General features: G+C 50.0%; 13 protein-coding genes. 2 read left to right on the top strand and 11 right to left on the bottom strand.

The features are described 5' to 3' along the window. Positions 1-83: 83 nt before the first annotated feature. The 4 genes from rep to ACTHSN_RS03660 all read right to left on the bottom strand — a co-directional run bounded on the left by rep (position 84) and on the right by ACTHSN_RS03660 (position 5,574). Entirely contained in the window at positions 84-2,084 is a 2,001-nt protein-coding gene (gene rep, locus ACTHSN_RS03675) for a DNA helicase Rep (protein ID WP_070461867.1), read from the bottom strand. 90 nt (positions 2,085-2,174) lie between these two features. Then, positions 2,175-3,110, bottom strand: a complete 936-nt coding sequence (locus ACTHSN_RS03670; protein WP_004520335.1) for a dihydroorotate oxidase — start codon at positions 3,108-3,110, stop codon at positions 2,175-2,177. A gap of 225 nt (positions 3,111-3,335) precedes the next feature. After that, positions 3,336-4,517, bottom strand: a complete 1,182-nt coding sequence (locus ACTHSN_RS03665; protein ID WP_070461869.1) for an aspartate aminotransferase family protein — start codon at positions 4,515-4,517, stop codon at positions 3,336-3,338. Positions 4,518-4,629: 112 nt separating this feature from the next. Then, positions 4,630-5,574, bottom strand: coding sequence for a class I SAM-dependent methyltransferase (locus tag ACTHSN_RS03660; RefSeq protein WP_070461871.1), 945 nt, complete (start codon positions 5,572-5,574; stop codon positions 4,630-4,632). A 336-nt stretch (positions 5,575-5,910) separates the two neighbouring features. Between ACTHSN_RS03660 and ACTHSN_RS03655 the strand changes: the two genes are divergently transcribed. Continuing rightward, positions 5,911-7,320, top strand: coding sequence for a DEAD/DEAH box helicase (locus tag ACTHSN_RS03655; protein WP_070461873.1), 1,410 nt, complete (start codon positions 5,911-5,913; stop codon positions 7,318-7,320). A 124-nt stretch (positions 7,321-7,444) separates the two neighbouring features. On the opposite strand, the gene leuB is transcribed toward ACTHSN_RS03655, so the two are convergent. From leuB to leuC, 7 genes are all read right to left on the bottom strand, one after another. After that, positions 7,445-8,515 (bottom strand): 3-isopropylmalate dehydrogenase, encoded by a 1,071-nt coding sequence (gene leuB, locus ACTHSN_RS03650; RefSeq protein WP_004520344.1) that lies wholly within the window; start codon positions 8,513-8,515, stop codon positions 7,445-7,447. Positions 8,516-8,581: 66 nt separating this feature from the next. Beyond that, positions 8,582-9,445 carry a DUF1444 family protein gene (locus ACTHSN_RS03645; protein ID WP_070461875.1) on the bottom strand — a complete coding sequence of 288 codons (864 nt, stop codon included), beginning with the start codon at positions 9,443-9,445 and terminating at the stop codon, positions 8,582-8,584. 53 nt (positions 9,446-9,498) lie between these two features. After that, positions 9,499-9,945: a YhcH/YjgK/YiaL family protein gene (locus ACTHSN_RS03640; protein WP_070461877.1), complete on the bottom strand. Its 447-nt coding sequence runs from the start codon at positions 9,943-9,945 to the stop codon at positions 9,499-9,501. 64 nt (positions 9,946-10,009) lie between these two features. Next, the gene (gene leuD, locus ACTHSN_RS03635) at positions 10,010-10,651 is read right to left on the bottom strand and encodes a 3-isopropylmalate dehydratase small subunit (RefSeq protein ID WP_003677355.1); all 642 of its coding nucleotides are present in this window, start codon (positions 10,649-10,651) and stop codon (positions 10,010-10,012) included. Positions 10,652-10,699: 48 nt separating this feature from the next. Further along, positions 10,700-11,065, bottom strand: coding sequence for a VOC family protein (locus tag ACTHSN_RS03630; protein ID WP_070461879.1), 366 nt, complete (start codon positions 11,063-11,065; stop codon positions 10,700-10,702). Positions 11,066-11,168: 103 nt separating this feature from the next. Continuing rightward, positions 11,169-11,423: a hypothetical protein gene (locus tag ACTHSN_RS03625; protein WP_070589063.1), complete on the bottom strand. Its 255-nt coding sequence runs from the start codon at positions 11,421-11,423 to the stop codon at positions 11,169-11,171. Positions 11,424-11,547: 124 nt separating this feature from the next. Next, positions 11,548-12,957, bottom strand: a complete 1,410-nt coding sequence (gene leuC / locus ACTHSN_RS03620) for a 3-isopropylmalate dehydratase large subunit (RefSeq protein ID WP_107848963.1) — start codon at positions 12,955-12,957, stop codon at positions 11,548-11,550. Positions 12,958-13,221: 264 nt separating this feature from the next. On the opposite strand from leuC, the gene gshA reads away from it, so the two are divergent. Then, complete coding sequence (gene gshA / locus ACTHSN_RS03615) at positions 13,222-14,580, top strand: glutamate--cysteine ligase (protein WP_070583930.1); 1,359 nt, start codon at positions 13,222-13,224, stop codon at positions 14,578-14,580. Positions 14,581-14,590: the final 10 nt, after the last annotated feature.

The following is a 14,590-nucleotide window of genomic DNA, read 5'->3' as shown; positions in this document are numbered from 1 at the left end:
AAAGTAAAAATTATTTGATTGTTGACTTTGACATTTTGCTGACAATAAGGCCGTCTGAAATCCTGTTTTCAGACGGCCTTGCTTTATCCTTTTCTTTTATTTCCCAGCATATCCAGTAAACACGCCAGATTACTTTTTCCTTCTTCCTTGCTCACAATCGGCTCGCCGCCTTTGCGGCCTAGGATTTTGATGTCTTCCTGCGGCATTTCGTCTATAAAGCGGCTCGGCTCGGGGAACTGCCATGTGCCTTGCTTTTTACGTTTGAGGCAGTGGGTCAGCGTAAGTTGGCGTTTGGCACGGGTAATGCCGACGTACATCAGGCGGCGTTCTTCTTCGACATTGTCTTCTTCTATACTGTCATTATGCGGCAAGATGCCTTCTTCGCAACCGACAAGGAAAACGTAGGGATATTCCAAGCCTTTGGAGGCGTGCAGGGTAGAGAGTTTGACGGCATCGACTTCTTCTTCGCTTTTGCCTTCCAAAAGCGTCATCAGGGCGATGGTTTGGGCAAGCTCGATGATGTTTTTACCGTCTTGCTCGCCTTTGCGTTCCAGCCAGCCGGTCAGGTCGGTAACGTTGCGCCATTTGATTTCGCCTGCTTTACCTTCTTCGTTGGCCAACAGGTGGTTTTCGTAGTCGATTTCTTTCAGCAAGTTATGAATAAGCTCGCCTGCTTCGCTGGTTTCGGCTTTGGCGCGGTAGCTTTCAATCATATCCATGAAGGCTTGCAGGTGTTGGCGGTTGGTATGGTTCAACAGGGCAAGCGCTTCTTCGGTTTGCGCGGCTTCATACAGGCTGCATTCGTGTTCGTGCGCGTAGGTATTGAGTTTGCCCAGCGTTACATCGCCGATGCCGCGTTTGGGCGTGGTTACAGCGCGAAGGAAGGCGGGATCGTCGTTGGGATTGGCAAGCAGGCGCAAATAGGACAACACGTCTTTGATTTCGGCTTTGTCGAAAAAACTCTGCCCGCCGGAGAGTTGGTAAGGAACGCGCGCGCTGCGCAAGGCTTCTTCAAAAATCCGCGCCTGATGGTTGCCGCGGTATAACACGGCGAAATCGGCGTATTGGGTTTTGTCGCCACCGACCAGCTTCTGTTTGACGATTTGGCTGACGACCCAGTCGGCTTCGTGTTGCTCGTTTTGGCAGGCAACGACTTTGACGATTTCGCCTTCGCCGAACTGCGACCAAAGTTTTTTCGTGAACAGCTTGGGGTTGTTTTCGATGACTTTGTTGGCGATTTTGAGAATCCGCGTGGTGGAGCGGTAGTTTTGCTCCAATTTGATAACCTTCATCTGTGGATAGTCTTCCTGCATTTTGCGCAGGTTTTCCATGTTCGCGCCGCGCCATGCGTAGATGGACTGGTCGTCGTCGCCGACGGCAGTAAACATACCTTCCGCGCCGGTCAGCAGCTTCATCAGCGTAAATTGGCAGGTGTTGGTGTCCTGACATTCGTCAACCAACAGATAACGCAGCCGCCGCTGCCATTTGTTGCGCACTTCGCTGTTTTGCTGCAACAGCACGGCGGGCAGACGGATTAAGTCGTCGAAGTCCACCGCCTGATAGCTTTGCAGGGTTTCCTGATAGCTCGCATAGACGCGTGCTGTTTGCTCTTCCCACACATTAGAGGCCGTCTGAAGCACGTCTTCGGGCGTTTTCAAATCGTTTTTCCACAGGGAAATCTGATGCTGCGCTTTGAATAAGGCTTCTTTTCCCGTACCGCCCAAAAGTTCGCCGATGATTTTTGCGCTGTCGGTGGAATCGAGGATGGAGAAGTTTTTTTTGTAACCGATATGGTTCGCCTCTTCACGCAAAATCTTCATGCCCAAAGAGTGGAACGTGCAAATCGTCAGCCCGCGCGTTTGCGATTTGGGCAGCATTTTGGCGACGCGCTCCTGCATTTCCGTGGCGGCTTTATTGGTGAAGGTAATCGCGGCAACGGTATGCGGCAGATAGCCGACATTGACAATCAAATGTTTGATTTTTTGCGTAATCACGCCGGTTTTACCGCTGCCAGCGCCGGCAAGCACGAGTAGGGGGCCGCCTAGATATTTGACTGCGGCTTGCTGTTGGGGGTTGAGTTTCATTGAAGGGGAAGACGGGTAATGTGGGGAGCAATTATACAACAAGGCCGTCTGAAATTTTCAGACGGCCTTGGGCGTTTTTTAGAGTAAACCTTATGAAAAATATTTCAATTTGCCTTTGAAGTCTTCCAGTTTTTCGTAGCCTTTTTGCGCCATGATGGCTTTTAATTCAAGGGAAACCCGTTCAAAAATGTCCACACCTTGCTGGTGTAGTGCCGTGCCGATCTGCACCATGCTTGCGCCGCACAAGATGTGTTCAAAAGCATCCCGGCCGCTGTAAACGCCGCCTGTGCCGATAATTTGGATAGATGGATCCAGTCTTTGATAGAACGCGTGGACATTGGCGAGCGCGGTCGGTTTAATGTATTGGCCGCCTATGCCGCCGAAGCCGTTTTTCGGGCGGATCACGACGGATTCGTCTTCGATATACATGCCGTTGCCGATGGAGTTGACACAGTTGACGAATTTTAGGGGATAGCGGTTGAACACTTTCGCCGCTTGATCGAAATGGGCAATATCGAAATACGGCGGCAATTTGATGCCCAAGGGCTTGTCGAAGTAGGTAAAGGCATTATCCAAAATCATCTCGGTGGTTTCAAAGTCGTAGGCAATTTGCGGTTTGCCGGCGACGTTTGGGCAGGATAGGTTGAGTTCGGTAATACCGTTAAACCCGCTATTTTGCACCTTTTCCAACAGGATATGTGTTTCGCCGGGCGACAGGCCGACCAGTGATAGGAAAAATGTCCGTTCCGGCTGAGACTCTTGAAGGGTAAGCAGGTAATCCAGATAGTAATCGATGCCTTGATTCGGCAAGCCCATCGAATTGATGCTGCCGAGAGGGACGTCCCGATAACGCGGCTCGGGGTTGCCTTGACGAGGGGTAAGCGTTGCGGTCTTGGTAATGAAAGTGCCTGCCGAAGACTGTCTGACTGCTTCTAATTCCTCAACAGTCATGCATGACACACCGGCCGCGTTCATCAGGCAGTTGTCAAAAGAAAAACCGGCGATTTGGGTTTTCAACGATACCATCTCCTGCTCCTTTTCTTCGCAAAATCAAATTGTTTGCCAAGCGTAACACGAAGAGGCGGTACGATTTTTAACAAACATCAAATGACAAAGCATGTAGGCGGATGTTGTTTTCAATATTGAAAAAAGGCCGTCTGAAAAACTCAAATAGTCTTTCAGACGGTCTTTACTATATGGAATTAATAGAACCAAAAGCTGTCGGCTGATTTGAATATTGGGTTTTAAAAATCAGGCCAACCATTCGGCTAAGGCCGCTTCAAAACGTTTCAAGCCTTCGGCCATGTCTTCATCGTTCAGCAGCAGGCTGGGAGCAAAGCGCACCACATTGGCACCGGCAACCAGTACCATCAGGCCGTGTTTTAAAGCGGCGGCAGTGATTTCCGATGCCTTGCCTTCGTATTTGTCTGCCAACACGCAGCCGAGCAGCAAGCCCATGCCGCGGACTTCTTTAAATACGCCGGTTTTTTCGCCCAATTCACGCAATGCCGTCTGAAGTTTTTGGCCTTGTTGTTTAACGTGTGCCAATGTTTCGGGGGCATTGATGATGTCGAATGCGCAACTGCCGACGGCACACGCCATTGGGTTGCCGCCGAAGGTCGAGCCATGTGTTCCGGGGCCGAAGGTTGGGGCGATTTTATCGGTTGTCAGAATCGCGCCAATCGGGAAGCCGCCGCCCAAGGCTTTGGCGGAGCTGAGGATATCGGGTGTTACGCCGTAATGCTCGTAGGCAAACAGTTTGCCCGTATGACCCATGCCGGTTTGCACTTCGTCCAAAATCAGCAATGCGCCTTGTTTGTCGCATAAACGGCGTGCGGCTTGCAGATATTCTTGGGTAGCAGGCAGGATGCCGCTTTCGCCCTGAATCGGCTCGATAATCACGGCGCAGGTTTTGTCGCCGATGGCTGCTTCCAATGCGGCAATATCGTTAAATGGAACGTGGGTAATGCCGGCCGGCAGCGGCGCGTAGTCTTTGCTGTATTTGGGCTGGCCGCCGACGGATACGGTAAACAGGGTGCGACCGTGGAAGCTGTTGAGGCAGGAGATGATTTCGGTTTTGTGTTCGCCAAAATGATCGCGGCCGTATTTGCGCGCCAGTTTCAGCGCGGCTTCATTGGCTTCCGCACCGGAGTTACAGAAAAATACTTTGTCGGCAAAGGTGTTTTCGACCAGTTTTTGGGCCAATTCTTGCGCCGGTTGGGTGGTGTAGATATTAGAAATGTGCCAGAGTTTTTGCGACTGCTCGGCCAAGGTTGCGACCAAATCGGGATGGCAATGACCCAGCGCGTTCACAGCAATACCGCCTGACAGGTCAATGTACTCTCGTCCTTCGGTATCCCAAACCCGGCTGCCGATCGCGCGTTCCGGAATCATGGGGGCGAATGAGAAATTGGGCGTCAGGTAGTTTTGCATGTTCTTTTCCTTTTAATATTGTCAACAATTTCTTCAATTATGCGCTTATTGATTGAGAGATTCAATATGGCAATCAGGCCGTCTGAAAACTGGCTTTCAGACGGCCTGATGTTTATTTATGCTTGATTTCCCAACACTGATGGATTTTCTTGTTGCGGAAATCGTCGGGAACGGATTGTTTGGAAATGTCTTTGACGGCGTATTGTTCCGATACCGAATCGTCCAAGACGAAGCTGCGCAAGTTGTTGGAGAAGTACAAAAGACCGTCTGAAGCGAGCAGGTTCATCGCGCCGTCAATCAACTTTTTGTGGTCGCGCTGGATGTCGAGGATGTCGAGCATCTTTTTGCTGTTGGAGAAGCTGGGCGGATCCATGACGATAAGGTCGAACTGTTTGCCTTCGGCGGTGGCGTTTTGCAGGTATTGGAACACGTCGGCGCGGACGATTTTGTGTTGTTCGGAGTCGATGCCGTTAAGTTCGAAATTGCGTTTTGCCCACTCGAGATAAGTGTTGGATAAATCGACGGTTTCGCTGGATACCGCGCCCCCGGTTGCGGCATAGACGGTAAAGCTGCCTGTGTAGGAAAACAGGTTGAGGAAGCGTTTACCCGCTGCGGTTTCGCCGACTTTTTTGCGCGTGTTGCGGTGGTCGAGGAAAAGGCCGGTATCGAGGTATTTGTCGAGGTTGACCCAAAACTTGCGGCCGTTTTCAGTGATGACGAAATCGTCGCCGGTTTTGCCGGTTTTCTCGTATTGTTGTAAACCTTTTTGACGTTCTCGGCGTTTGAGGTGGATTTGTTCGGGCGCAAAACCGGTCACAAAACCGATGGCTTCCAATACATCGGCAAGCCATGCTTCGTATTCTTCGGGCTGCATCAGCCAGCCGGTATCGTATTCCTGAAGATGGATTTGGTCGCCGTAAACATCGACGGCAAAGGGAAATTGGGGAATATCGCGGTCGTAAATGCGCCAGGCTTCGATATTGTTGCGTTTGGCCCATTTCATAAGATGTTTGATGTTTTTACCTAAGCGGTTGGCAAAGGGGGTAATGTCGGTCATGGTTTCAGACGGCCTGAATAAGTATTGGGAAGGGGTTGGATTTTAACGCACTTGATGCCTTTTTGCTTGACTGTTATCCATAAAATCTATATTATCCGCCATTCGCCTTTTGATACGAAGCCATCGTCATCCAACCTAAACCGCCGTTTCGGGCGCGTTTCTTTTATTGCTTGCATATTTGCAAAGCCTTTTCTGTGCAGGTTGTCGTCGATGTTAACCACAAGCAAGATGCTTGCGACAACCCTGTAACTTCACATTTCCCGTATCGTTACTTTCCTTTGCTTCAGGTCGTCTGAAATTGTTCAGGCGTGCGCGTTGTTGTCTCTTAGGATAGATATGTCTATTAAATTTGCCGATTTGAACCTTGATAAAAACATTTTGTCTGCCGTAAGCAGCGAGGGTTATGAAAGCCCGACCCCGATTCAGGCGCAAGCGATTCCGTTTGCTTTGGACGGCCGCGACATTATGGCTTCGGCACAAACCGGTTCAGGCAAAACCGCAGCCTTCCTGCTGCCGACTTTGCAAAAACTGACCAAGCGCAGCGAAAAACCGGGCAAAGGCCCACGCGCTTTGGTGTTGACTCCGACCCGCGAACTAGCGGCTCAGGTGGAAAAAAACGCGTTGGCGTATGCTAAAAATATGCGTTGGTTCCGTACTGTCAGCATTGTAGGCGGCGCATCTTTCGGCTACCAAACCCGTGCTTTGAGCAAACCGGTTGACCTGATTGTCGCTACTCCGGGTCGTCTGATGGACTTGATGCAGAGCGGCAAAGTTGATTTTGAACGTTTGGAAGTGCTGATTCTGGACGAAGCCGACCGTATGTTGGACATGGGCTTTATCGACGACATCGAAACCATCGTTGAAGCAACGCCGAGCGACCGTCAGACTTTGTTGTTCTCTGCCACTTGGGACGGCGCAGTGGGCAAACTGGCGCGCAAACTGACCAAAGACCCTGAAACCATCGAAGTTGAGCGTGTGGATGATCAAGGCAAAATCGAAGAGCAGCTGCTGTACTGCGACGATATGCGCCACAAAAACCGCCTGCTCGACCACATCTTGCGCGATGCCAATATCGATCAATGTGTGATTTTCACGTCCACCAAAGCCATGACCGAAGTCATCGCGGATGAATTGTATGAAAAAGGTTTTTCCGCCAACTGCCTGCACGGCGATATGCCGCAAGGCTGGCGTAACCGTACGCTGATGGACTTGCGCAAAGGCCGCTGCAAAATTTTGGTTGCCACCGATGTAGCCGCACGTGGTATCGACGTACCAACCATTACCCACGTTATCAACTACGACTTGCCGAAACAGGCTGAAGACTACGTTCACCGCATCGGCCGTACCGGCCGCGCTGGCCGTACCGGTATTGCGATTACTTTTGCCGAAGTGAACGAATACGTCAAAGTACACAAAATTGAAAAATACATCGGCCGCAAATTACCTGAGCTGACCATCGAAGGCATGGAGCCGACACGTAAACGCAAATCTGCCGGTGGCAAACCGAAAGGTAAAGGCGGCTGGGGCGATCGTAAATCCGGCGGCTGGCGTGGTGATAAGAAACCGGCTAAAGAAGGTTTCGGCGGTAAAGCTCACGGCGAAGGCCATAAAAAAGACGGTTTCAAGAAAGATGGCTTTAAGAAAGACGGTTTCAAGAAGTCTGACGGTTTCAAAAAAGGCGGCGAAGGCTTTAAAGGCAAGCGCAAGTCTAACGACAGCTTTGGCGGCAAACATAAAAGAGGTTAATTTTTTCAATCTTAAGGCCGTCTGAAAAAACATAAGGGCGTGTGAAAACACGCCCTTTTTTATGGTTTCAAGTTTCGCATATAAAAAAGCGCGGGATTGATCCCACGCTTTTTCAGACGGCCTCTTACAAAGCAGCCAATACGGCATCGCCCATTTCTGAGCAGGAAACCAGTTTGGTACCTTCTTCGTAAATATCGCCGGTACGCAAGCCTTGTTGCAGTACTTTTTGTACGGCGTTTTCGACTTGTTGCGCGCGTGCTTCGTCGTTCAGGCTGTAGCGCAACAACATAGCGAGGGACAAAACGGTTGCCAGCGGATTGGCTTTGTTTTGACCGGCAATGTCAGGAGCAGAGCCGTGAGACGGTTCGTACAGGCCTTTGCCGTTTTCGTCCAAAGAAGCGGAAGGCAGCATACCGATGGAGCCGGTCAGCATGGAGGCTTCGTCAGAGAGGATATCGCCGAAGATGTTGCCGGTAGCAATCACGTCAAATTGTTTGGGCGCGCGTACCAACTGCATGGCGGCGTTGTCGACGTACATATGGGAAAGCTCGACATCAGGGTATTCTTTGCCGATTTCTTCAAAGATTTCGCGCCACAGTTCGGTGGTTTCCAAAACGTTGGCTTTGCCTACGGAGCAGACTTTTTTGCTGCGTTTTTGGGCGGATTGGAAGGCAACGTGGGCAATACGGCGGATTTCGCTTTCGCTGTATTTCATGGTGTTGTAGCCTTCGCGTTCGCCGTTTTCCAAAACACGGATGCCGCGCGGCTCGCCAAAGTAAATATCGCCGGTCAGTTCGCGTACGATAAGGATGTCGAGGCCGGCTACGATTTCCGGTTTCAGAGTGGAAGCATTGGCCAGCTCTTTATACAAAATGGCAGGGCGCAAATTAGCAAACAGATTCAAGTCTTTACGGATGGCCAACAATCCGCGCTCAGGGCGCAATGGACGGTCGAGATTGTCGTATTGAGGAGAACCGACTGCACCAAGCAGTACCGCATCGGCTTTACGGCAAAGGTTTTGCGTGAATTCTGGATAAGGATGGCCGTATTCGTCATAGGCTTCGCCGCCCAAAGGCGCGTATTCGTAGCTGACATCCAAACCTTGTTCGATAAGTTTGTCGAGTACGCGGACGGTTTCTGCAACGATTTCAGGGCCGATGCCGTCGCCGCGCAAGATAGCGATATGTTTGGTCATTTCGGGTTTCCTTATGGGAAGGTTTTAGGTAAAGGGCAGGTCGTCTGTTTTTCAGACGGCCTTAAATCAATTTGCTCTGAAAACGCTGATTGTACCATTATGGTACTGGTAAAGCTGGGTAGAAATCGCGTAGGCAGAGTCTTCAAATGCCTGCAGGGCAATATTTGCCATCGCCTGCAAAGCCTCTTCATCGGACGGGCTGCAAACGAGCAGGGCGTTGCGTGCCGGGACTGCAAAAACGGGGTTGGCCGGCAGCATAGGATCGTCTTTAAGTACTTCGTCCAAAAGCAAAATCAGGGAAGCATCATAGTCGTTGTCCAAATGGATTTGAGCCAATGACCAACCTTCGGCATGATGAATTTGAACACGTCCATTCATTCGTTGGCGCAGATTATCCATGGCGGTACGATACAAGGCGTCCTCATCTTCAATACCGGCCTCTTTCATATGCTCACGATTGAGCGTATGCATGGATTCTTCCGTATCCACCATATAAAGCAACATGATATCGCCGGCAATCGGTTTGTATACCAGGTAATCGTCAGGTTCGGCTTCGTCCGTATTTGTAATCAGTCTGGCATTTTCCAGATAAATCGTATTTTTAATCGTCGGAAGAATTTGTTGTGCTGAAACACTGGCATCAGCGTCCTGAATCTTATCGATAACTGCTAAATTAGCTGCAACAATAGCTTCCAAGGCCTCGGGATTTTGCAGATAACTTGTGTAATGGTTGCTCAAATATGTGCTGAACGATGCTTCATCGTCTTCGGAAAACTGGACAATGATGGGCGAAGAAGCAATATTTTCACCCCAGTCGATTTTCGCCTCAAGATCCAATTCTTCTTGGATGCGACGGGCAAAGTATTCGACAAATTCCTGCCAAGTCATTAATTTAGGTTTGGAGCGGAACAACCTGCTGAAAAAAGACATATTGTGTCCTGAATAAGGGGATAAGGCCGTCTGAAAAATTATAGACGTTCGGTTTAAACACGGATTTTAAAAACAACTTTGCGTATGTTCGCCCTGTCGCCGATCAATGGGGCATGCGCATCATTCGGGAAAAATAGCGCAAATTCGCCGGGCTCCAAGGTCAGCCATGTTTCCGGTTCACAGTCGAAAAATTCGATATCGCGCTTTTCGTTGTAGCCTAAACCGTTTTTCAGACGGCCTCTGTCTATCCAGCCATACGTTTCGCTGCCATCAATCGGTGTTTGAATATCAATATGTTTTGAGTGCGCTTCTGGCTGGGCTTTGCCTTTAGTCCTCATCGGCTCGCTGCCGATAAAAATACGGATATTGGGATTCTCGCATGGCACTTGACCGTCCGGCAGCTTGGTAAAATCCAAGGTCTGCAACAGATGGAAGGCTTCGGCAAAGTCGGGATGCAAGGCGGCGTAGCGGGTGGCATTGCTTATGGTGTCGGTAATCATGGTATATTTTTGTAGATTAAAGGCCGTCTGAAACACTTAAATTTTTCAGACGGCCTTTTGTATATCAACCGTTAAACAGCCAAGGCTGGCTTTGGCGGCGTTTTTCTTCAAAGGCGTGAATTTCGTCAGCGTGTTGCAGGGTCAGGCCGATTTCGTCCAAGCCGTTTAAGAGGCAGTGTTTGCGGTGTTCGGTAATGTCGAATGTGAATGTTTCGCCGCTAGGAGTGGTCAGGGTTTGCTCGGCAAGGTCGATGGAGAGCTGATAGCCTTCGTTGGCTTCAACTTCTTTGAAAAGCTGGTCAACCTGTTCTTCTGTCAAAACGATAGGCAAAAGGCCGTTTTTGTAGCAGTTGTTGAAGAAGATGTCGGCAAAGCTGGGGGCGATGACGGCGCGGAAGCCGTAGTCGTCCAATGCCCAAGGGGCGTGTTCGCGTGAAGAGCCGCAACCGAAGTTTTTACGCGTCAACAGGATTTGTGCGCCTTGATAGCGTGGCTGGTTCAGGGAGAAATCCGGGTTTAACGGACGTTTGCTGTTGTCCATGCCAGGTTCGCCGTGGTCGAGGTAACGCCATTCATCAAAGGCATTGGGGCCGAAGCCGCTGCGTTTGATGGATTTCAGAAATTGTTTGGGGATGATGGCATCGGTGTCGACGTTGCTGCGGTCGAGCGGGGCAACGATGGCGGTAATTTTGGTAAAGGCTTTCATGTCAGATTCTTATAGTAATAATGGGAAATTATTTTATGGCTATTCGGGTTAGCATGTGCTGTGCAAACCGATTCGGTTGCCTTCTGTGTCTTCGATAAATGCTGCAAAGCCGTTGGCAATGCGGAATTTCTCTTGTAACAGTTTGCCGCCTGCTGCAACGGCTTTTTCTGCTGTTTCGGCACAATCCGGGCAATTGAAGAAAATGGTTGTACCGCCGTGGCCGGGCTGGGCATTGCTGTCGTGCCAAATCATGCCGGCCGTACCGTGTTGGGTGTAATCGGCTGGGAAAATGATGAAACGGAATCCGTTGCCGCCAACGTCTTGCAGGGGCTTGTCGAATACGGATTCGTAAAAGGCTTTGGCGCGATCCAAATCATGAGCGTGAATACCAAACCAGCTTGACGGATTACTCATTGTTTCTTCCTTTGCTTGGAATCGTGAAAATGTCTGAAAAATTAATAATGTATCAGGCCGTCTGAAACGGAGTCAGGAGCTTCAGACGGCCTGATTTACCGAATTATTCGGTAGCGGCTTCGATTTTTTCTCCAACATGGCTCATGCCGCGGCCTACTGCATTGCCGCCTTTTTTAACGGCTTCACCGGTTTTGTCGACAACGTGTTCTGCCGTTTCTTTGGTTTTATCGGCTACGCGCTCGGCAGTCTCTTTGGTTTTGTCCCAATTGCGGTTGGTATCGTCTTTTGCGCCGGACCAAGTGCTGGAACAAGCTGACAGGATGAGGGCTGCGGCAGCTAATGCAAACAGTTTTTTCATACTAGATTCCTTTCAAGTTATCAATGATTAAGAAGGTTTTCGGACGTTTTGCGCAATAGAAAAACTTACTTGAGCAAGGTATTGTTTCAGACGGCCTGATCAATAAAGGCCGTCTGAAAATACTTTAAGCCATAGTGCGGATGTCGGTAAAGTGGCCGGTCACCGCAGCTGCGGCTGCCATGGCAGGGCTGACGAGGTGAGTGCGTCCGCCGTTGCCTTGACGGCCTTCAAAGTTACGGTTGGAGGTGGAGGCGCAACGTTGTCCCGGGGTCAGGCGGTCGGCATTCATGGCAAGGCACATAGAGCAGCCCGGCTCGCGCCATTCAAAACCGGCTTCGATAAATACTTCGTGCAAGCCTTCTTTTTCTGCCTGCTCTTTAACCAAACCGGAGCCGGGGACAATCAATACGCGTTGCACATTGTCCGCTTTTTTGCGGCCTTTGGCGATAGCGGCGGCTTCGCGTAAGTCTTCAATACGGCTATTGGTGCAAGAGCCGATAAAGACGATATCGACAGGGATTTCGTTTAATGGCGTACCGGCTTCCAAGCCCATGTATTCGAGGGCGCGTTCCATGCCGCTGCGTTTGACCGGATCGGTTTCTTCGGCGGGATTAGGCACTTTACTGCTGATGTCCAAAACCATTTCAGGCGAGGTACCCCAAGTTACTTGAGGCTCGATGTCTTCGGCTTTGAAGTGGTATTCTTTATCGAATACGGCGCCTTCGTCAGATACCAGTGTGCGCCAGTACTCGACGGCTTTATCCCATGCTTCGCCTTTAGGTGCGAAAGGTTTGCCTTTTACATAGTCGATGGTGGTTTGGTCGACGGCAACCATGCCTGAGCGCGCACCGGCTTCAATCGCCATATTGCACAAGGTCATGCGGCCTTCCATAGAAAGGCTGCGGATGGCTTCGCCGCCAAATTCAATGGCGTAGCCTGTACCGCCGGCCGTACCGATTTGACCGATGATATAAAGTGCTACGTCTTTGGCAGTAACACCGGGTTTCAGACGGCCTTCAACGGAAATCAGCATGGATTTGGATTTTTTAGCGGTAATACATTGGGTCGCCATGGTGTGTTCGACTTCGGAAGTGCCGATACCGTGCGCCAATGCGCCGAATGCGCCGTGGGTAGAAGTGTGCGAGTCGCCGCAGACAACGGTCATGCCGGGCAGGGTTGCGCCTTGTTCCGGGCCCATAACGTGCACAATGCCTTGGCCTTTATCCATAAACGGGAAGTAGGCGAGTGCGCCAAACTCTTTAATGTTTTTGTCCAAAGTATCGACTTGCAGTTTGGAAATCGGATCTTGGATACCTTTGTCCCAGTCGCCGGTCGGGGTGTTGTGGTCGGCTGTGGAGACCACGCTGTCGATACGCCAGAGTTTGCGGCCGGCCATTTTCAAGCCTTCAAATGCTTGCGGGCTGGTTACTTCGTGAACTAGGTGTCGGTCGATGTAAAGCAGGACAGTGCCGTCTTCTTCTTCGCGGACGACGTGGCTGTTCCAAAGTTTATCGTAAAGGGTTTGTGCGCTCATGATGAGTATTCTTTGCTATTGGTAGGTATGAATGATGGTTTGCGTTTATGGGCGGATTTTAGGCTTTTTATAGGGGCTGTGCAATAGAAATTTGTCCAATTTCTAAAATTTGTCGCAAAGTTTCAAAAATATTTATTAAAAATTAGACAAATTGTAGAATTGTTGACAAAAAGATGCATCTTATCTGAAAGAATGCTTGTCGAAATGCACTAAAAAGTTCTATCATTCTCACTCAATATCCACATTTACCAAGAGGTATAGAGAATGAAATTACCGGTAATGGCTCCTGAGCATCTGACTCAATTACGGGAATTTGAGAAAAAAGTCCTTGCCAATCATGCCAAAATCGAAGCATGGTTCCGTTCGCATTGGAACGAACACCGTCCGCCATTTTATGGTTCGGTTGACATCCGTAATGCCGGTTACAAAATTTCATCTATCGATATGAACCTGTTTCCGGGCGGCTTCAATAATTTGAATCCCAACTTTATCCCGCTGGCGGCGGTTGCCGCGCAAGATGCGGTACAGCGCGCATGTGAAACGGCCAAATCCGTATTGATTATTCCTGAAAACCACACACGCAACACATTCTATCTGCAAAACGTTTACGCACTCAGCGAGATTTTGCGTTCGGCAGGATACGAAGTGCGCTTGGGCAGCTTGAATCCTGAAGTGACTGAGCCAACCGAGTTTGAAACCGCGTTGGGCGAAAAAATTTTGCTTGAGCCTTTATTGCGTACCCGTGAGCGTGTACATCTCGCAGACGGCTTCTCGCCTTGCGTTGTTTTGTTGAATAATGACTTGTCTGCGGGCATCCCTGAAATCCTTAAAGACATCAGCCAAACCGTATTGCCGCCATTGCACGGCGGTTGGACGACTCGCCGTAAAACCGAACACTTCGGCGCGTACAACCAAGTTGCTGCCGACTTTGCCAAGTTGATTGACATCGACGAATGGCAAATCAATCCTTATTTTGAAAAAATCAGCGGTTTGGATTTCCAAGAGCGTGAAGGCGAAGATGCGTTGGCAGGCGCGGTAGAACGCGTATTGGCGAAAATTCAAGCCAAATACGATGAATTGGGTATTACTGACCAGCCTTTCGTTATTGTGAAAGCCGACGCAGGCACTTACGGCATGGGCGTGATGAGCGTTAAATCTGCCGATGAAGTGCGCGGATTGAACCGTAAAAACCGCAATAAAATGGCAAAAGTCAAAGAAGGTTTGGAAGTCAGTGAAGTCATTGTCCAAGAAGGTATTTATACCTACGAAACCATGAACGGCGCCGTGTGCGAACCCGTCGTTTATATGATGGACCGTTTCGTTATCGGCGGCTTCTTCCGTGTACACGAAGGCCGTGGTGCAGACGAAAACCTCAATGCCGGCGGTATGGTGTTTGTTCCGCTGTCCAACAGCATCCCTACCGGTAACGGCGACAACTCCCAAGAAGCGCCTGAAGCCTGCAAACGCGTATTTGAACAATGGGATTCGCTCGGCATGCCGCGCTCCGAAAAAGACTGCGACGTGGACAATGAACACAACCGCCTCTACGTTTACGGCGTAATGGCGCGCCTGTCCTTGCTTGCTGCCGCATTGGAGTTGGAGAAAACCGCGCCTCAAGCCTAATAAAGCATAA

The sequence above is a fragment of the Neisseria sp. P0009.S010 genome, from assembly GCF_051958545.1.
Classification (GTDB): Bacteria; Pseudomonadota; Gammaproteobacteria; order Burkholderiales; family Neisseriaceae; genus Neisseria; species Neisseria subflava_A.
The sequence above is the reverse complement of the archived record's forward strand: the minus strand, read 5'-3'. Positions and strand labels throughout refer to the sequence as shown.